The following is a 17856-nucleotide window of genomic DNA, read 5'->3' as shown; positions in this document are numbered from 1 at the left end:
GGCCTCAGCCTGCGGACAGGGGCGTGCTCTGCCCGAACGGAATCACCTTGACGGAGTCCGGCACGGCGCGGGGAGACGGAGGCCGCCCCCGTTCCCGCGTGCGGATCGCTTCCAGGATCCGGAGCATGACCACGCCATCGGGGCGATGGCCGCCGCCCACGATCGCGAAACTGGCGCCGCTCCGCCCGGCCTGACCGGCCAGGGCGTGGAGCGTCTGACCATGCGATAGGGGGACCACATCGTCGGCGAAACCGTGGATCAGGAACCATGGCGCGGTCCCCGTTCGCGCCCGATCCAGATTGCGATAGGCGTCGGGAACCATCGCCCGGGAGAGGCCCGAGACCATGTCCCGCAGACGGGTGAAGGTCCCGATGGTCACCAGGACGTCCGGCGCGTCTCTTTCCGCCAGGGCCATGGCTGCCCCGCCGCCAAGGCTATGGCCGACGATCCACACCTGACGGTCTCCGGCCAGAGCTCTCGCATGGGACAGGAAGGCGTCGGCGTCGGCGGCCAGACCCTGTTCGGACGGCTGGCCGGGGTTGCCGGAATATCCGCGATAATCCGCCGCCACCACGCTGTAGCCGGCGTCGATCGCCGGCGTGAACCAGTCGATCGCGTCCCTGGCGCTGGAGGCGTTTCCATGCAGGACGAGCAGGACAGGCCGATCCGGCAGTCCGGGCGCGACCATGCCGCGCAAATCCAGGCCGTCCCGCGTCCGAACGGAGATCACCTCGGCCGGCACGGTCAGACCGTCCGTGGTCAGCGGCGCCCGGGGCGCGGGATAGATGCGGTCGGTGACCGGGTCCGCCCGGACGGCGCCGGCGTGGATCAGACCGATCGCCAGAAGCAGGACGAACAGGCGGCTCATGGGTTCTGTCCTGTTCATCGGGATCAGGCCGCCCGACGCCGCCCGCCCATCAGCATCGACAGGATCTGGCCCAGCACCTTCGGCAGGTCCTCGCGCGCGACCACCCGGTCGACCATGCCCTTTTCCTGCAGATATTCGGCGCGCTGGAAGCCCGGCGGCAGTTTCTCGCGGATGGTCGCCTCGATGACGCGCGGACCGGCGAAGCCGATCAGGGCCCCCGGTTCGGCCAGATGCACGTCGCCCAGCATGGCGTAGCTGGCGGTCACCCCGCCCGTCGTCGGATCGGTCAGCACCACCACGAAGGGCAGCTGCGCCGCCTTCAGCTCCTGGATGGCCAGGGTGGTGCGCGCCATCTGCATCAGGCTGAGCGCGCCCTCCTGCATCCGGGCCCCGCCGGCGGCGGTGAAACAGACCAGCGGAACGCCCCGCTCGACGGCCGCCCGGGCCGCGGCGATGAAGGCCTCGCCCGCCGCCATGCCCAGCGATCCGCCCATGAAGCTGAAGTCCTGGACGATCACCACCGCGGGCGTGCCGTCCAGTTCGCCGAAGCCGATCGCCATCGTGTCCTTGCGGCCCGCGGCCTTGCGGGCGGCGGCCAGGCGGTCCTTGTAGGGTTTGCCGTCCGAGAATTTCAGCGGATCCTCGAGCACGTCGGGCGTGTCGATGGCCTCGAACGCGCCGTCGTCGAAGGTGTAGCGCAGCCGCTGGTCGGCGTTGATGCGCATGTGCCGGCCCGAGGGCGTCACCCACAGCGAGTTTTCCAGATCCGACCGGTACAGCATCTCGCCGGTGTCGGGGTCCTTGACCCACAGGTTTTCGGGCGTATCGCGCCGGCTGACGATCTTGCGCACGCCGGGGGCGAAGCGGCTCAGCCAGCCGCCGCGTTTTTCCTGGGGAGGTTTGTTCTTGTCGACCATGGCGGCGCTTTAGACGCTTTCTTTCAAGCGCGCACCCCGGACCGCATCGGCGAGGGACCGCACCCTGGCCAGAACGCGCGCCGCGGCGGGTTCGTTCGCCTCAAGCGCGGCCGCGACCTCGTCGACCAGGACCGAGCCGGCCACCACCGCATCGGCCACGCGGGCGATCTCGGCGGCCCGTTCCGGCGTCCTGACCCCGAAACCGACCGCGACCGGCAGGCCCGAGGCCCTGCGCACCCGTTCGACGGCCGGGGCCACCGACAGGGCCTGCGCCTCCTTGACCCCGGTCACGCCGGCGACCGAGACGTAATAGACGAAGCCCGAGGTCCGTTCGGCGATGATCTTCAGCCGCGCGTCGTCCGAGGTCGGGGTGGCCAGCCGGATCAGCGACACCGACGCCGCATCCAGCGCATCCGACAGTGGCCCGGCTTCTTCCGGCGGGCAGTCGACGACGATCAGGCCGTCCACGCCGCTGGCCGCCGCGTCGCGGGCGAAGGCGTCATAGCCATAGCGCTCGATCGGATTGAGATAGCCCATCAGGATCACCGGCGTGTCGGCGTCGCCGGCCCGGAATTCGGCGGCCAGCGCCAGCGTCCCCTTCAAGGTCAGCCCCGCCTTCAGCCCGCGCAGGGCGGCGCGCTGGATCGGCGGCCCCTCGGCCATAGGGTCGGAGAAGGGAAAGCCCAGCTCGATGATGTCGGCGCCCGCGCCCGGCAGACCGCGCAGGATGTCCAGCGCCTGCTCCCGCGTCGGATCCCCGGCCATGACATAGGCGACGAAGCCGGCCCGGCCCTCGGCCTTCAGCGCGGCGAAACGGGCGTCTATACGCGCGGTGGTCATTGCGCGGGCGGAACCGTCGTCGGGCCGGCCGGAGCGGCAGGCGAGGCGGCGCAGACGTCGCCGGGAATCGGGCCGAAGCCGAGATAGCCCAGGGATCCCGGACTGGCCGGGCCCGAGGTGTCGTAGAAGGCCTGCATCTGCAGGCCGTCGCAGCCGCCGGTGTCGCGGCGGCGCACAAAGACCACCCGGTTGTCGTCGCCGCCCGCCGGAAGCCAGCCCTTGGTCCCGAGGTCGGCGATATAGGCCTCGGCGAGGGCGCCGATGCCGGCCAGCGGCGCGCTGACGCAGAAGGCGCGGCCGGCCAGGTTGTACAAGCCGCCGCAATCCGGCGCCAGGGTCGCACCCGGCAGCACCAGGGCGTCCGGCGAGGTCAGGACCGGCGCCGGCGCCGCCGGATCCTGCGCCCAGGCGGGCGCGGCCATGAGAGCCGCCGCGGCGGCCAGTCCTGCGATCTTCATAGTCTACAACTCCACGCCCAGATGTTTCGCCACGGCGAAAATGTCCTTGTCGCCCCGTCCGCACATATTCAGCACGACATCGCCGCCCTTGCCCACTTCCTTCGCGATCTCGCCCACCCGGGCGAGCGCATGGCTGGGCTCCAGCGCGGGGATGATCCCTTCCAGCCGCGAACACAGCTGGAAGGCCTCCAGCGCCTCGGCGTCGGTCGCCGCGCGATACTCGGCCCGGCCGATGTCCTTCAGCCAGGCGTGTTCGGGACCGATGCCCGGATAGTCGAGCCCGGCCGAGATCGAATGGCCCTCCAGGATCTGGCCGTCGTCGTCCTGCAGCAGATAGGTGCGGTTGCCGTGCAGCACGCCGGGCCGTCCGCCCTGCAAACTGGCCGCATGGTCCGGGCCGTCCAGCCCGCGCCCGGCCGCCTCGACCCCGATCAGCCGCACCCCCGCATCCTCGATGAAGGGATGGAACAGGCCGATGGCGTTCGACCCGCCGCCGATCGCCGCCACGCAGGCGTCGGGCAGCTTGTCCTTGCGGGCCAGCATCTGGATCCGGGTCTCCTTGCCGATCACCGACTGGAAGTCGCGCACCATGGCCGGATAGGGATGCGGCCCCGCCGCCGTGCCGATCAGATAATAGGTGTCCTCGACATTGGTGACCCAGTCGCGCATCGCCTCGTTCATGGCGTCCTTGAGCGTCGCCCGTCCCGAGGTCACCGGCACGACCTCGGCTCCCAGCAGCTTCATGCGGAAGACGTTGGGCGACTGCCGCTCCACGTCCGTGGCGCCCATGTAGACGACGCATTTCAGTCCGAAGCGGGCGCAGACAGTCGCCGTCGCCACCCCGTGCTGTCCGGCCCCCGTCTCGGCGATGATCCGCGTCTTGCCCATCCGCATGGCCAGCAAAATCTGGCCCATGCAGTTGTTGATCTTGTGCGCGCCCGTATGGTTGAGCTCGTCGCGCTTGAACCAGATGTTCGCCGTCCCGTAGTGGGCCGTCAGACGCTCGGCCAGATACAGCGGGCTGGGCCGGCCGACATAGTCGGTCAGGAAGCCGTCCAGCTCGGCCTGGAACGTCGGGTCCGCCTTGGCCGCCTCCCAGGCCGCGTTCAGCTCGTGAACCAGCGGCATCAGGGTCTCGGCCACGAACCGTCCGCCATAGGGGCCGAAACGGCCTTCGGCGTCGGGCATGGCGTACTGGTTCGGGATAATGGCGGTCACGTCGGTAGCCTTCGCGCGGGGGAGCGGCGGAAATCAGGCCGACCGCACCGCCTCCAGAAACGCCGCGATCAGGGCCGGGTCCTTAACACCCGGCGCGGTTTCCACGCCAGAGGAGACGTCCATCAGGGGCGCGCCCGAGATCCGGATCGCCTCGCCGACGTTTTCCGGCGTCAGACCGCCCGCCAGGAACCACGGGTGACGGAAGGCCCGGTCCGCCAGCATGACCCAGTCGAACCGCGCCCCGACCCCGCCCGGCAGGTCCGAGCCCTCGGGCGGTTTCGCATCGAACATCAGATGATCGGCGAACGGCTCCCAGTCGTCGGCCGCGGCCAGATCCTCATGCGTCCGGATCGGCAGGGCCTTGATGATCCCGGCTCCGGTCAGCATCCGCACCCGTTCGGCCCGCGCGGGCGTCTCGGACCCGTGCAGCTGGATCAGGTCCGGCTTCAGGATCAGGGCGATTTCGGTCAGCAGGGCGTCGTCGGCGTCGACCGTGACCGCCACGATCCTCGCCTTGCCCGGACCTTGGCCCCGCGCCCGCTCGAACAGGGTGGCGGCGTGCAGCGGCGCGATGTGGCGCGGACTCTTCGGAAACACCACCGCGCCGACGAAGGCCGCGCCGCCCGCCAGGGCCGCGTCCAGCGCATCCGGCGTCGTCAGTCCGCAGATCTTGGCCTGGGTCATGGGGCGAAGATGGCGTCGATCCCGGCGGAGTCCAGCAGCCGCCATTCGCCCGGCGCCAGATCGTCCGGCAGGGCCAGCCCGCCGACCCGTTCGCGGTGCAGCGCCTCGACGTGGTTGCCCACCGCCGCGAACATTCGCCGCACCATGTGATAGCGGCCCTCGGTCACCGTCAGCCGCGCCTCCGTCGGCGACAGCACCTCCAGCACCGCGGGCGACAGCGGCTTGTCCTCGCCCTCCAGCACCAGACCGCCGGCGGCGAAGACGTCGCCCTCGCTCCCGTCCAGCGGCCGCGCCAGGGTCGCGCGATAGACCTTGGCCACATGCCGTTTGGGACTGATCACCCGGTGCAGCAGATCGCCGTCGTCGGTCAGCAGCAGCAGGCCCGTGGTCTGTTTGTCCAGCCGGCCGATGGTCGAGATGGCCGGATCACGCCGCTTCCAGCGCGGCGGCAGGACGTCATAGACTAGGGCCCCGTCCTCCTTGCGCGAACAGGTCATGCCCAGCGGCTTGTTCAGCATCATCACCAGACCCGGAACCGGATCCAGCGGCTCGCCGTCGATCTCCATCCGCGCCGGCAGGTCCGGCGTCACCGCGATCCGCTTCGACACATCGGTCAGATCCGCCCCGTCCAGCACGATCCCGCCGGCCTTGCCCAGCCGCGCCATCTCGGTCCGGGAGCCATAGCCCATCGAGCCCAACAGCCTGTCGACGCGGCTCGTCGGGGTTTTCACTTCACCGCCTCGAACACCTTGTAGCCGCCCGCGTCGGCGGCCATCCGTACGCGCTTGAAGGCCGCGTTCAGCTCGGCCTCATAGGGCAGGTGGCGGTTGGCCACGAGCCACAATACGCCGCCCTTGCCCAGCATCCCCGCCGCCTGCCGGATGAAGGCCTGACCCAGCCGCCTGTCCTCGGCCCCGCCGTCGTGGAACGGAGGATTGGTGACGATGAAGTCCAGATCGCCGGCCGCCTCGACCGTGCGCGCATCGGCCCATTCGAAGGTCGCGCGCGGGTCGGTCACATTCTCCTTCGCCGCCGCGATGGCGCGCCGGTCCAGATCGATCAGCCGCAGCGAGGTCACCGCCGGCGACCGCAACACCACCGTCGCCAGCGCCCCGTAGCCGCAGCCCAGATCGGCCCCCGCCCCCTTCAACGCCGGCGCCGTCTGCGCCAGCAGCAACGACCCCGCGTCGATCCGGTCCCAGGCGAAGACGCCCGGCTGCGACCAGGCCTCCAGCCCCTCGACCAGACGGGGCGCCCCCGCCGCGATGGCCTCGTCGATCCCGGTCAGGGTCTCCGGACGGACGACGACGCAGCGCCGGTGGTGCGCCTTGGCGCTCTCCCCGACCTCGAGGCCGAAGCCTTCCAGCTCCTTCTTCAGCCGCGACCCGCCCTTGTCCTTGGGGGCCATGGCGTCCAGCCGGCCGCCGGGCTTCAGCGCCTTCAGCGCCAGCGCCAGCGTATGCCGCCGCTCCAGCACCCCGGGCGGTGCGTAGATCATGATCTCGTCGGCCGAACCCTCGGCCACGTCCTCGAGCGGCTTCGAGCCGGGAATCAGCGGCGAAACCTGGGTCGCCGCCCCGGGCGGATCGAACACCGCCGGCGGGCGGCCATACAGAAGGGTGGTCATGGCCGGGGCTATAGCGGGAATGTAGGGGCGCAGGAAACGGGGCCGTCTCCACCGCTTCGCTCTCCCTCTCCCATTGGGAGAGGGCTTGAGCGCACGGCGGCGCAGCCGTCGTCCTTGCGCGAAAGGGTGAGGGTCGACTGTGAAGGGCGGCTTCGCCGCTTCGCCCGTCCGACCCTCATCCGGCCCTCCGGGCCACCTTCTCCCGACGGGAGAAGGATCAGGTTATAGATAGTCGCATTGGCGAGAAAACATCTCGCCCGATCAACCCCTTCCGCTTTTCCCAAACTGAATCCTCAGCCCCCCTCCCGGAGCCCTCATAATTCCCCCGTCCCGTCGCGGGGGAGGCGCAGAGGCCTTGCGATCTTTGGCGGCGGGATGTGGAGAAGCGGGGGCCCGGTTCCCGGCTGTTCAAGCAAGACAGCCAACGCCCGGGGCCTGATCGGTCGCACAGTCGCCGGTCAGGTGTCAGGGACGAGGGGGATACTCGTCCGGTCCGGGGACCGTGTCGCAAGCACGGCCCGCCCGCCGGAGGCGCTGCGGTAAGGCGATAAGACCGCCACCGGACGCAAGCTTCCGACCCAATCTCCGCGCGGAGCGTCTGTCTGCGTCGAAACGGTAACCCAAAACGAACTCCGGGCGCAGGCCCGGCGCTCCGCACGCCTTCCCTCAACCGCCTGCTCCACAGGCGGCGTTCCCGTGCGCCCAATTCCCCGCTGACAAACGAGAACAAATGAGGCACAAGCGCACCATGCTCGCGGATACAACCTTAGCGTCAGTCGCCCCGCCGTCGCTCGCCGACGCCCGCGCGACGCTGGAGCGGGTCTGGGGCCACGGCGACTTCCGCGGGCTTCAGGCCGACGTCGTGAGCGAAATCCTCGCCGGACGCGACGTGCTGGCCGTGCTGCCGACCGGCGGCGGCAAGTCGGTCTGCTACCAGATCCCGGCCATGCTGCGCCCGGGCCTCGGCCTGGTCGTCTCGCCCCTGATCGCCCTGATGACCGACCAGGTCGAGGCGCTGAAACAGCAGGGCGTGGCCGCCGCCCGGCTGGACTCCGGCGTCTCCATGGACGACCGCTCGGCCATCTGGCGTCAGGCGCGGGCCGGCGAGCTGGACCTGCTCTATGTCTCGCCCGAGGGCCTCGCCCAGCCGCATCTGATCGACCGGCTGCACGACCTGCCGCTCAGCCTGATCGCCATCGACGAGGCGCACTGCGTCTCCCAGTGGGGCCACGACTTCCGTCCCGACTACCGCACCCTGGGCCGACTGGCCGAACTCTTCCCCGGCGTGCCGCGCATCGCGGTCACCGCCACCGCCGACGCCCGCACACGCGAGGACATCGTCCGCTCGCTGCATCTGGAAGGCGCGAAGGTCGTCGTCGACAGCTTCGCCCGTCCGAACCTGCAGCTGTCGGCGGTGCGCAAGGAGAACGCCTCGCGGGCGAAGACCGACCTGGCCGTCATCGATCTGGTGCGTCAACGGCGCGGCAAGTCCGGCGTCGTCTACTGCGGCTCGCGCGACGGCTGCGAACGCGTGGCGCAGGCCCTCAAGGACGCCGGAACCAACGCCATCGCCTACCACGCCGGCATGGACGCCCGCGACCGCGACCGCCGTCTCGAACGGTTCCTCGCCGAGGACGGGGCCGTCATGGTGGCGACCATCGCCTTCGGCATGGGGGTCGACAAGGCCGACGTCCGTTTCGTGATCCATGCCGATCCGCCCGGCTCGCTGGAAGCCTACTGGCAAGAGATCGGCCGGGCCGGCCGCGACGGCGAGCCCGCCGAGGGCATCACCCTGTACGGCCCCTCCGACATCGCCTGGACCCTGAAACGCCTCGACGGCCGCCCCATGGCCGAAGAGGTCAAGGCCGTGCAGGTCCGGAAAGCCCGACAGCTGTTCGCCATGCTGGATGGCGCGACCTGCCGGCCGCAGACGGTGCGCCGCTATTTCGGCGAGACCCTGGCCCGGCCCTGCGGCGTCTGCGACATCTGCCTCGACCCGCCCGCCGTCTTCGACGCCACCGTCCACGCCCAGAAGGCGCTGGCCGCTGTCCAGAGGCTGGGCGAGCGTTTCGGCAAGACCCGCGTCAGCGACCACCTGCTGGGCAAGACGAAGGATGTCCAGCCGTGGGAGAGCGCCCTGTCGACCTGGGGCATCGGCGCCGACGTCGCGCTGCACACATGGCGCGACGTGGTCGATCACCTGATGTTCGAGGGCCTGCTGCTCGAGGACCCGAACGATGGCAAGCCGCTGGTCCGCATCGGCGAGCCCGAGGCCGTCCGCGCCGTCTATCGCGGCGAGCGCGTCGTCGAGGTCCGCCTGACGCCCGCCCGCGTGGTCGGCTCGAAGGAACGCGTCCGGACCGGACGCAACGCCGCGCTGGAAACCATGGACGCCGACGTCCGCGCCCGCTTCGAGACCCTGCGCGCCTGGCGCCGCGACCGCGCATCCGAACAGCGCGTGCCGCCCTACGTCATCTTCCAGGACAGGACCCTGCTCGAAATCGCCCTCGCCGAGCCCGGAAACCTCGAAACGCTGGGCCATATTTCCGGCGTCGGCCAGACCAAGCTGGACCGCTACGGCAAGGGCGTTCTGGCCGCTCTGGCACAGGCTGTGGATTGAAACCGGCGTTCGCGAGGTAAGGTTCGGTCAAGGTCTTGGAAGGGGCGCCTTAAACTTTCGCCGTCACAGTCCCTCGGTGATCCCGAACCGCGCCCCGATTCCGGTCGACAAACTCGCTCTGGCCGTTGTCCACGCGCCGGACCGCGCCATTCCCGCGCCCGCCGGGGCCCGCGAGGAATCGCTGCGCATCCTGCTTCAGACCGCCGCCGATTCCGGCGTGACCCGCGTCGCCACCCGCCCGGACGGCGACGGCGAACGCTGGCTGGGCCAGTCCTGGCCCTTCCCCTCGCCCTTCCAGGTCTCGGTCCGCACCGTGACGGTCAACGACGGCGTCGACCGCGTCGAGGCCCGCGCCCGCCGCTCGCTGGAGCGTCTCGGCCTGCCGCGCGGCGACGCCCTGCTGATCTCCTCCGCCTCGGATCTCGCGGGCACAGAGGGTCGCGCCCTCTGGGACAGGCTGCTGGCCCTCAAGGACCGCGGCCTGTATCGCCGCATCGGCTTCTGCGCCTCTGTCGAGGACGGCCCCGCCCTGCTGGCCCGCCGCTTCCAGCCCGATATCGTCCAGTTGAAATGCAATCTGCTGGACCAGCGCGCCCAGCACGCCGGCGTCCTGTCCGAACTGGCGTCTCTGGACGTGACCGTCCACGCCTCGTCGATCTTCGCCGATGGCCTGCTGTTCATGAACAGCGAGGCCCTGCCGGTCGAGATGCATCGCCACGCCCCGACCCTGTCGCGAATCCGCCGCCGTCTGGCCGAGGCTCGCGTCGATCCGATGCAGGCGACCCTCGCCTATGCCCTGGGCCTGCCGGAAGTCTCGGCCGTGGTCGCCAGCGTCGCCTCGGCCGCCGAACTGCGCGCCGTGGTCGCCGCCGCCCACGCCCCGACGCCGGCGCTGGACTGGGCCTCAATGCAGCTGGAGCCGGCGACGGCTTCCGCCGCCGGCCCCAATTCTCAAGGACGGGGCCGCATCAGTAGCGCAGCCTGACCCCGACATAGCCCGACCGTCCCGGCTCGCCGTAGCCGAACACCTGCTGATAGCGCTCGTCCGCCAGATTCTCGATCCGCGCCGTCAGCGTGACCTTGTCGGTCAGGGCATACGACCCGTTCAGATTGGCCGTGATGAAGGCCTCGCGCACCCCGCCGGCGTCGTCCTGATCGCCCTCGGCTCGCACGGTCAGGGCGCCCGACAGCCGCTGACCGGTCCAGCCCAGGGTCGCCGACCCCGCCTGCTCCGGCACGCGCAGCAGCCGCGCACCTGTCGTCTCGTCCCGGGCGTCGGTCCAGGCGTATGCCACCGTCAGATCGAACCCGCCGCCCAGCCGGCCGCGTCCCTCGAACTCGACCCCGTCCGTCGCTGTCTCGGCCACATTGACGTAGACGCTGTCGAAAGTGACCGGATCGAAGACGTAGGTGATCTGGTCCTCGACGTTCAGCCGGTACAAAGTCAGACGACCTCCGATCCGACCATCCGCCGATCCCCAACCGATCGCGCCTTCATACCCCTCCGCCGTCTCGGGCCGCAGCACCGGAAACGGCTGTGACGAGAAGCAGAAGTCGCACACCGCCTGGCTGATCGAGGGCGCCTTGAACCCCGTGCCGTACGCCGCCGACAGGATGAAGCCCGCGCCCGCTGCGAACGCGCCGGAAACCCGGCCCGTCGTCTTCGACCCGAAATCATCCGTATCGTCGAACCGCAGGGCCCCGGTCAGGCTGAGCCGCTCCGTCGGATCGATCCGCGCCGTCCCGAACACCGAGGTCGCGCCCAACTCCTCGGTCAGGCCCGTCGACAGGCTGCCCGCGGTGTCCTCGCGCTCGGCCCCGATGACGAAGTCGACGCCCGCCGCCGAGCCGTCGGCCTGCCAGCGGAAGACCTGCCGGTCCGCCTCGAACGCCGAAGGGAAGGCCGAGACGGTCTCGCGCGAGATGTCCGAGGCCGAAACGCTGAACTGATGCGCCAGCCCCAGGGCCTCCAGGCGCAGCCGCCCGAAGCCGGACCATTGCTCGCTGGACTGGGCATCCCGCGTGTCGGCCAGCACGAACGCTGGCGCGGCGTAGCCGTCGAGATCGACGTCGCTGTCGGTCCAGCGGACCGATCCGTCCACGGCGACGTCCGGCCTGAAGGCGTAGCGCCCCCGCGCCCCGATCGTCGTCGAGGTGAAGCCGTCGGCCTCGGTATTGCCGTCGGCCGCGTCGGCGGCGGAGATACCGTCCGTGTCGAAATGCGAAACCCAGGCGCCGAACCCGTAGCGTTCTGCGGAAACACCCGCCGCCAGCCGGCCGCGCAGGGTCTCATACGACCCGGCCTCCAGATCGGCTCCGAAGCCATCCAGTTCGCGTGTCGTGAAGGCGATCACCCCGCCAATGGCGTCGGATCCCCACAGCGACGACTGCGGTCCCGACAACACCTCGATCCGCTCGATATCCGACAGCTCCACGCTGGAAAAGTCGAAGGCTCCGTTCACCTCGGCCGGATCGTTGACCGGCACGCCGTCAATGAGAACCAGCGTCTTGCCGGGCGTCGCGCCGCGCATCCGCACCTGGGCGACGCCGCCGAAGGCGCCGGACCGCACCACCGACACGCCGGGCACGTCATGCAGGATGTCGGCGGCGAACACCGCCCCGCGTTGCTCGATGGCGGCGCGGTCGATGACCCGCGCGCCAGGCGTGTCGGCGACGATGGCCGGCAGGCGGGTGGCGGTGACCACCACCTCGGGCAAGGCCGCATCGGGATCGTCGGCCGATTGGGCGTGGGCGGACAGGGGAAACAGCACGGCGGCTGCCGTGGCGTAGAGGATGGATCGCGTCATGCGCGGGTCTCCGTCTGCCCCGCGCTGGCGCTGCGCGGCGGCGTGTGAAAGCGACCGACCCGTCCCCGACGAAGGGGTACGGCGCTGGGGTCGGGTCGCTTCGACGGAACGGCTTCCGCGCGAGCGGAAGGGTTGGCCCCACGCCTCTGTCTGGTCCCGGACAGCGGACGAGCGACGTCGGCGGCCAGGTCTCCTGGCTTGCGGGTCAAAAAACGGAGGTTCACGCCTTCCCGGTTGCCCAGTGACGCCGAAGCCGAAGCCCCGGAATGATCGTCCGTCTCGCCGCCTACAGTTGCGGGCACAGCCGCGGTTTCTCACCGCGTTCCCTAAACCGCCTGCCGGGCTTGTCGCAGTGCGGCGCAGCTTGCGCAAGACGCTTGAGGCCAAAGGCGCTTGAGACGGGGGCCGCAATCCTTCACCTTGCGCCCCTTCCATGAACGCCCCCCTCGTCCACCCCCCGAAAGCCGACGCGGTCCCGTCCAGCGAGGGGACGACGCCGGTCATGGCGCAATTCCTGGCGGCCAAGGCCAGCCAGCCCGACGCCATCGTCTTCTTCCGCATGGGCGACTTCTACGAGCTGTTCTTCAAGGACGCCGAGATCGCCTCCGCCGCCCTCGGCATCACCCTGACCAAGCGCGGCAAGCACCAGGGCGAGGACATCCCCATGGCCGGGGTGCCGGTGCATGCGCTCGACGGCTATCTGGCGCGGCTGATCCGGCAGGGCTTCAAGGCCGCCATCTGCGAACAGCTGGAAGCCCCCTCCGAGGCCCGCAAGCGCGGCTCCAAGGCCGTGGTCCACCGCGACATCGTCCGCGTTGTCACCCCCGGCACCCTGACCGAGGACAGTCTGCTGGACGCCCGCGGCGCCAACCGTCTGGCCGCCGTCTCGGTGCGCAAGGGCCGCGCCGCCGTGGCCGTGGTCGAACTGTCCTCCGGCTCGGTCGACGCCGTCGCCTGTTCGCTTGAGGATCTGGGCGCCACCCTCGCCTCCTTCCGGCCGTCGGAAGTCCTCGTTCCCGACCGCCTGTTTTCCGACGAAGCCACGAAGGCCGCGCTCGACGGCTCGGGCGGCGTGGTCCAGGCCCTGCCTCAGGCCCTGGCCGAACCGGTCGGCGCCCGGGTTCGGGTCGAGCGGCTGTACGGCGTCGCCTCGCTGGACGGCTTCGGTGCCTTCGAGGAGGCCGAGGTGTCGGCGCTGGGCCTCATCGCCGCCTATCTGGAGACCACCCAGGCCGGGAAGATTCCCGCCCTGTCGCCCCCGCGCCGCTCGGGCGACAGCGGCTTCCTCGCCATCGATCCGGCCACCCGGCTCAGCCTCGAGATCGACCGCACCCAGCGCGGCGAGCGCGAGGGATCGTTGCTGGCCTGCATCGACCGGACCGTGACCTCGGGCGGCGCGCGGGCCCTGGCCGAACGGATCGCCCGACCGCTGCGCGACACCGCCGCCATCAACCATGGACTCGACGCCGTGGAATGGCTGCTGGAGCGCCGCGACCTGCGCCGCGACCTGCGCGACGGCCTGCGCGCCTCGTCCGACGTCGCGCGGGCGACCTCCCGCCTCGTTCTGGGCCGGGGCGGTCCGCGCGACCTCGCCGCCATCCGCACGGGCCTGTCGATCGCCGAGGGACTGGCGGGCCTGTTCCCGCCGGCCCGCGATCCCCTGACCGGTCCGCCCGCCCGCATCGCCGCCGCCCTCGACCGGCTCAGCCTGTCTCCCGGGCTCGGCCGGCTGCTGGTCGATCTGGCCGAGGGTCTGGTCGCCGAACCGCCGCACCTGGCCCGCGACGGCGGCTTCGTCTCGGCCGGCTACCGCCCCGAGCTGGAGGAGGCCCGCCGCCTGCGCGACGACAGCCGTCGCGTCGTCGCCGACCTGGAGGCCCGCGCCGTGGCCGAGGCCGGCGTGCCGTTCAGGATCCGCCACAACGCCGTCCTCGGCTATTTCCTCGAGACCAGCGCCAAGGCGGCCGAACCCCTGCTGCGACCGTCGGGCGAAAGCCCCTTCATCCACCGCCAGACCCTGGCCAACCAGGTCCGCTTCACCACCGTCGAACTGTCCGAGCTCGACGCGAAGATCAGCCAGGCGGGCCACCGCGCCCTCGCCATCGAGGGTGAAACCTTCGAGACGTGGCGGACGACCGTGCAGTCGCTGGCGCAACAGCTTCAGGCCGTGGCCGAGGCCCTCGCCGAACTGGACGCCCATTCCGCCCTCGCCGAATGGGCCGAAGAGGTCGGCGCCGTCCGCCCGACCGTCGACGAAACGACCTGTTTCGAGGTCACGGCCGGCCGCCATCCCGTGGTCGAGGCGGCGGTGAAGGGGCAGGGCGATCCCTATACGCCCAACAACTGCAATCTCGACGGCTCGGGCGCGGCCTGCGCCCGCCTGTCGATCGTCACCGGCCCCAACATGGCCGGCAAGTCGACCTTCCTGCGCCAGAACGCGCTGCTGGTCGTGCTGGCCCAGGCTGGCGCCTTCGTCCCCGCTCGCGCCATGCGGCTGGGCGTCGTCGACCGGCTGTTCAGCCGGGTCGGCGCCGGGGACGATCTGGCCCGCGGACGATCCACCTTCATGACCGAGATGGTCGAGACCGCCGCCATTCTGACCCAGGCGACCGAACGCAGCTTCGTGGTGCTGGACGAGATCGGCCGCGGCACCGCCACCTGGGACGGCCTCGCCATCGCCTGGGCCGTCGCCGAGGCCCTGCACGACCGCAACCGCGCCCGCACCCTGTTCGCCACCCACTACCACGAGTTGGCGGGCCTCGAGACGCGGCTGGCCCACGTCTGCAACCTGTCGATGGTCGCGAAAGAGTGGAACGGCGATCTCGTCTTCCTGCACGAGGCCGCCCCCGGCGCCGCCGACCGCAGTTACGGCGTCCAGGTCGCCAAACTGGCCGGCGTACCCGCCGCCGTCGTCAGCCGCGCCCGCGAGGTGCTGGACCGGCTGGAGGGCGAGAAGAGCGCCGCCGTCAGTCTGGACGACCTGCCGCTCTTCGCCATGGCGGAGCCAGCCCCGCCGCCGCGTTCGTCCGCCGTCGAGGACGCGCTTCAGGCCATCGAGCCCGACGAACTGTCCCCGCGCGAGGCGCTGGAGGCCCTGTACCGGCTCAAGGGTCTGGGCCGCCGGTGAGCCCCGCTCCAGACGACCGGCTGATCGAGGCCGCGTCCGCCCCTGATGTGCGCAAGGCGGTCGCGGCGGTCCTGCGCGAAAGCTTCGAGGCGGCCCGCGCCAGGGCCGCCCGTCGACTGGAAGCCGGCGGCGACGGGGTCGAGGTCGCCCGGCTCTATTCCGCCGCCGCCGATGAGCTGCTGACGGCGCTTTGGGACTTCACCACCGGAACCCTCTATCCCGCCCACAATCCGACCGAGGCCGAACGGCTCAGCCTGATCGCGGTCGGCGGCTACGGCCGGGGCGTGCTGGCGCCTTTCTCGGATCTCGACCTGCTGTTCCTGCGTCCGTGGAAGCCGATCCCGCGCACCGAACAGGTCATCGAATTCATGCTCTACGTCCTGTGGGACCTGGGCGTGAAGGTCGGCCAGTCGGCACGCTCGGTCGACGAATGCCTCTCGCTGGCGAAGTCCGACATGGTCATCCGCACCACCCTGCTGGAGGCGCGGCCGCTGGCGGGCGACGAGCGGCTGGCGGAGGACTTCATTGCCCGCTTCCGCGCCTTCGTGACCCGGGCCGATCCGCGTCCCTTCATCGCCGCCAAACTGACGGAGCGCGACCTTCGTCACCAGAAATCGGGCGCGGTCCGTTATCGCGTCGAGCCCAACCTCAAGGACGGCAAGGGCGGCCTGCGCGACCTCAACACCCTGTTCTGGATTGCCCGTTCCCTGGCCCCTGAAAGCCCGCTCGGCGCTCGCGTGCTCGACGACCTGCTGACGGCGCGCGAGCGGCGGACGTTCGAGGAGGCCTTCGACTTCCTGTGGCGCACCCGGGCGCATCTGCACCTCACCGCCGGCCGGGCCGAGGAAAAGCTGACTTTCGACCTCCAGCCCGAGGTCGCCCGCCGCATGGGCTGGCGCGGGCGCGGCGACGAGCCCGCGGTCGAACGGTTCATGCGCCGCTATTTTCTCGTCGCCCGCGACGTCGGCGCCCTGACCCGCGCCATGTCGGCCAAGCTGGAGGCGCGCCAGCAGAAGCCGACCCTGAGCCTGTCGCGGCTGATCCCCGGCCGCAAACGCAAACTGGGCGTCGACGGCTTCATCGAGGAAGCCGGCCGCCTGTCGGTCAAGGGTCCCGAGGTCTTCGCCGCCGCGCCCGAGAAACTGCTGATGCTGTTCCGCACGGCGGACGAGCACGATCTGGACCTGCACCCCGACGCCTTCTCGGCCGTCAGCCGCTCGCTGTCGCTGGTGACGCCGTCCCTGCGCCGCGATCCGGAAGCGACGCGCGCCTTCCTCGACATCCTCGCCCACGGCCAGCGGCCCTACCGCGTCCTGACGCTGATGAACGAGACGGGCCTGCTGGGCCGGTTCCTGCCCGAATGGGGGCGGATCGTCGGCCAGACCCAGTTCAACATGTATCACGCCTATACGGTCGACGAGCATACCCTGCAGGCCATCGGCATCATCAACGACATCCAGCGTGGCAAGCTGAAGGCCGACCATCCGGCCTCGACCGAAATCGTCCACCGCATCGACGACTTCGAGGCCCTGATGCTGGCCATGCTGCTGCATGATGTCGGCAAGGGCGGAGACCGGGGCCAGCTGGAGGACGGGGCCATCGCCGCGCGCCGCGCCTGCGATCGCCTGGGGCTGGATCCGCGCCGCACCGAATTCGTCGTCTGGCTGGTTCGCAACCATCTGGCCCTCAGCGACTACGCCCAGAAGCGCGACGTCTCGGACCCGGAGACCGTGCGGGCCTTCACCAGACTGGTCGGCGACCCCGAGCGGCTGCGCACCCTGCTCATCCTGACCGTGGCCGACATCCGCGCCGTCGGGCCGGGCGTCTGGAACGCGTGGAAGGGCAACCTCATCCGCGACCTTTACCAGCGCACCGAGGGCGTGTTCCGGGGCGAGGACGTCACCCATGCCGATCCGCTGGACGACTATCCCGAACTGGTCGCCCGCGCCCGCGCCCGGGGGGCCGCCGCCGAGGTCGTGACCGTCGAGGAAAGCGAGGAGGACGAACGCGCCGCCACCCGCGTCGCCGTCGCCGCTCGCGACCGCCCGGGCCTGTTCGTCGACCTGGCCGACGCCCTCGCCGCCGCCGGGGCCGACGTCGTCGGCGCCCGGGTGGCCACCGCCCCGGACGGGACGGCCCTGGACGTGTTCGAGCTTCAGGACGGCGGGGGCGCTCCCTACGGTCAGGCCGAACCGCGCCGCCTGACCCGGATGATCGAAAGGCTGGAGACAGCCGCGCGCGGCGCCGCGCCCGCCGCCCCGCCCCCGACTGCTCCGCCCAATCCGCGCCGCGCCGCTTTCGACGTGCGGCCCACCGCCATGGTCGATCTGGACGAAAGCCCAACGGCCGCCGTGGTCGAGGTCTCGGGCGCCGACCGCCCCGGCCTGCTGGCCGATCTGGCCCGGGCCTTCGCCATTCACCGCCTGTCTATCCGCTCGGCCCATATCGCCGGTTTCGGCGAGCGCGCGGTCGACAGCTTCTACGTCACCGACGCGGCGGGCAAAAAGCCGAAGCCCGGACCGAAGCTGGACGCGCTGCGCGCCGATCTGGAGACCGTGCTCGACTTCACCGAACGCGCCGGCCGCGGCGTCTCGCCCCCGGTCCGGGCCAGCCTGCGCGACGTCTCCGAGGTCGGCCGTCGCCGCCCGGCGCAGGAGCCCGTATCGCGCGCGCCGGAACCACGCTAAGGC

General features: G+C 70.8%; 13 protein-coding genes and 1 riboswitch. Of the genes, 4 read left to right on the top strand and 9 right to left on the bottom strand.

The features are described from left to right. Nucleotides 1-4 precede the first annotated feature (4 nt). The 8 genes from BrevBR_RS07975 to BrevBR_RS07940 all read right to left on the bottom strand — a co-directional run bounded on the left by BrevBR_RS07975 (nucleotide 5) and on the right by BrevBR_RS07940 (nucleotide 6612). Nucleotides 5-868, bottom strand: coding sequence for an alpha/beta hydrolase (locus tag BrevBR_RS07975; RefSeq protein ID WP_340000534.1), 864 nt, complete (start codon nucleotides 866-868; stop codon nucleotides 5-7). 23 nt (nucleotides 869-891) lie between these two features. After that, nucleotides 892-1785, bottom strand: coding sequence for an acetyl-CoA carboxylase, carboxyltransferase subunit beta (accD, locus tag BrevBR_RS07970; protein WP_340000533.1), 894 nt, complete (start codon nucleotides 1783-1785; stop codon nucleotides 892-894). Between the two features lie 9 nt (nucleotides 1786-1794). Continuing rightward, nucleotides 1795-2625, bottom strand: a complete 831-nt coding sequence (trpA, locus tag BrevBR_RS07965) for a tryptophan synthase subunit alpha (RefSeq protein ID WP_340000532.1) — start codon at nucleotides 2623-2625, stop codon at nucleotides 1795-1797. After that, nucleotides 2622-3083 carry a hypothetical protein gene (locus tag BrevBR_RS07960; protein WP_332638844.1) on the bottom strand — a complete coding sequence of 154 codons (462 nt, stop codon included), beginning with the start codon at nucleotides 3081-3083 and terminating at the stop codon, nucleotides 2622-2624. The genes trpA and BrevBR_RS07960 overlap by 4 nt, the downstream gene beginning before the upstream one ends. A 3-nt stretch (nucleotides 3084-3086) precedes the next feature. Continuing rightward, a complete protein-coding gene (trpB, locus tag BrevBR_RS07955; RefSeq protein WP_340000776.1) occupies nucleotides 3087-4271 on the bottom strand; it encodes a tryptophan synthase subunit beta in 1185 nt (394 codons plus the stop codon). Between the two features lie 63 nt (nucleotides 4272-4334). After that, nucleotides 4335-4985: a phosphoribosylanthranilate isomerase gene (locus tag BrevBR_RS07950; RefSeq protein ID WP_340000531.1), complete on the bottom strand. Its 651-nt coding sequence runs from the start codon at nucleotides 4983-4985 to the stop codon at nucleotides 4335-4337. Next, complete coding sequence (locus BrevBR_RS07945) at nucleotides 4982-5674, bottom strand: pseudouridine synthase (RefSeq protein WP_332638884.1); 693 nt, start codon at nucleotides 5672-5674, stop codon at nucleotides 4982-4984. Before BrevBR_RS07945 ends, BrevBR_RS07950 begins: the two co-directional genes overlap by 4 nt. 38 nt (nucleotides 5675-5712) lie before the next feature. After that, complete coding sequence (locus BrevBR_RS07940; protein ID WP_340000530.1) at nucleotides 5713-6612, bottom strand: class I SAM-dependent methyltransferase; 900 nt, start codon at nucleotides 6610-6612, stop codon at nucleotides 5713-5715. Between the two features lie 748 nt (nucleotides 6613-7360). Between BrevBR_RS07940 and recQ the strand changes: the two genes are divergently transcribed. Continuing rightward, nucleotides 7361-9232, top strand: a complete 1872-nt coding sequence (gene recQ, locus BrevBR_RS07935; protein ID WP_340000529.1) for a DNA helicase RecQ — start codon at nucleotides 7361-7363, stop codon at nucleotides 9230-9232. Between the two features lie 76 nt (nucleotides 9233-9308). Further along, nucleotides 9309-10217 carry an aldo/keto reductase gene (locus BrevBR_RS07930; protein WP_340000528.1) on the top strand — a complete coding sequence of 303 codons (909 nt, stop codon included), beginning with the start codon at nucleotides 9309-9311 and terminating at the stop codon, nucleotides 10215-10217. Here the strand turns inward: BrevBR_RS07930 and BrevBR_RS07925 are convergent. Then, entirely contained in the window at nucleotides 10201-12039 is a 1839-nt protein-coding gene (locus tag BrevBR_RS07925; RefSeq protein ID WP_340000527.1) for a TonB-dependent receptor plug domain-containing protein, read from the bottom strand. The two genes, BrevBR_RS07930 and BrevBR_RS07925, sit on opposite strands and share 17 nt — an antisense overlap. 166 nt (nucleotides 12040-12205) lie before the next feature. Continuing rightward, nucleotides 12206-12389, bottom strand: a riboswitch (cobalamin riboswitch). Between the two features lie 83 nt (nucleotides 12390-12472). Between BrevBR_RS07925 and mutS the strand changes: the two genes are divergently transcribed. Together mutS and glnD are read left to right on the top strand one after the other, a co-directional pair. Further along, nucleotides 12473-15166 (top strand): DNA mismatch repair protein MutS, encoded by a 2694-nt coding sequence (gene mutS, locus BrevBR_RS07920; RefSeq protein ID WP_340000526.1) that lies wholly within the window; start codon nucleotides 12473-12475, stop codon nucleotides 15164-15166. Continuing rightward, entirely contained in the window at nucleotides 15163-17853 is a 2691-nt protein-coding gene (glnD, locus tag BrevBR_RS07915) for a [protein-PII] uridylyltransferase (protein ID WP_340000525.1), read from the top strand. The genes mutS and glnD overlap by 4 nt, the downstream gene beginning before the upstream one ends. Nucleotides 17854-17856: the final 3 nt, after the last annotated feature.

The sequence above is a fragment of the Brevundimonas sp. BR2-1 genome (genome assembly GCF_037626195.1).
In the GTDB taxonomy this organism is placed as follows: Bacteria; Pseudomonadota; Alphaproteobacteria; order Caulobacterales; family Caulobacteraceae; genus Brevundimonas.
This window is presented reverse-complemented; position numbering and strand designations above follow the sequence as displayed.

Coding starts and splice junctions, on each gene's coding strand:
- BrevBR_RS07975 (WP_340000534.1), bottom strand. CDS start 868: ATGAGCCGCCTGTTCGTCCTGCTTCTGGCGATCGGTCTGATCCACGCC.
- accD (WP_340000533.1), bottom strand. CDS start 1,785: ATGGTCGACAAGAACAAACCTCCCCAGGAAAAACGCGGCGGCTGGCTG.
- trpA (WP_340000532.1), bottom strand. CDS start 2,625: ATGACCACCGCGCGTATAGACGCCCGTTTCGCCGCGCTGAAGGCCGAG.
- BrevBR_RS07960 (WP_332638844.1), bottom strand. CDS start 3,083: ATGAAGATCGCAGGACTGGCCGCCGCGGCGGCTCTCATGGCCGCGCCC.
- trpB (WP_340000776.1), bottom strand. CDS start 4,271: ATGCCCGACGCCGAAGGCCGTTTCGGCCCCTATGGCGGACGGTTCGTG.
- BrevBR_RS07950 (WP_340000531.1), bottom strand. CDS start 4,985: ATGACCCAGGCCAAGATCTGCGGACTGACGACGCCGGATGCGCTGGAC.
- BrevBR_RS07945 (WP_332638884.1), bottom strand. CDS start 5,674: ATGGGCTATGGCTCCCGGACCGAGATGGCGCGGCTGGGCAAGGCCGGC.
- BrevBR_RS07940 (WP_340000530.1), bottom strand. CDS start 6,612: ATGACCACCCTTCTGTATGGCCGCCCGCCGGCGGTGTTCGATCCGCCC.
- recQ (WP_340000529.1), top strand. CDS start 7,361: ATGCTCGCGGATACAACCTTAGCGTCAGTCGCCCCGCCGTCGCTCGCC.
- BrevBR_RS07925 (WP_340000527.1), bottom strand. CDS start 12,039: ATGACGCGATCCATCCTCTACGCCACGGCAGCCGCCGTGCTGTTTCCC.
- mutS (WP_340000526.1), top strand. CDS start 12,473: ATGAACGCCCCCCTCGTCCACCCCCCGAAAGCCGACGCGGTCCCGTCC.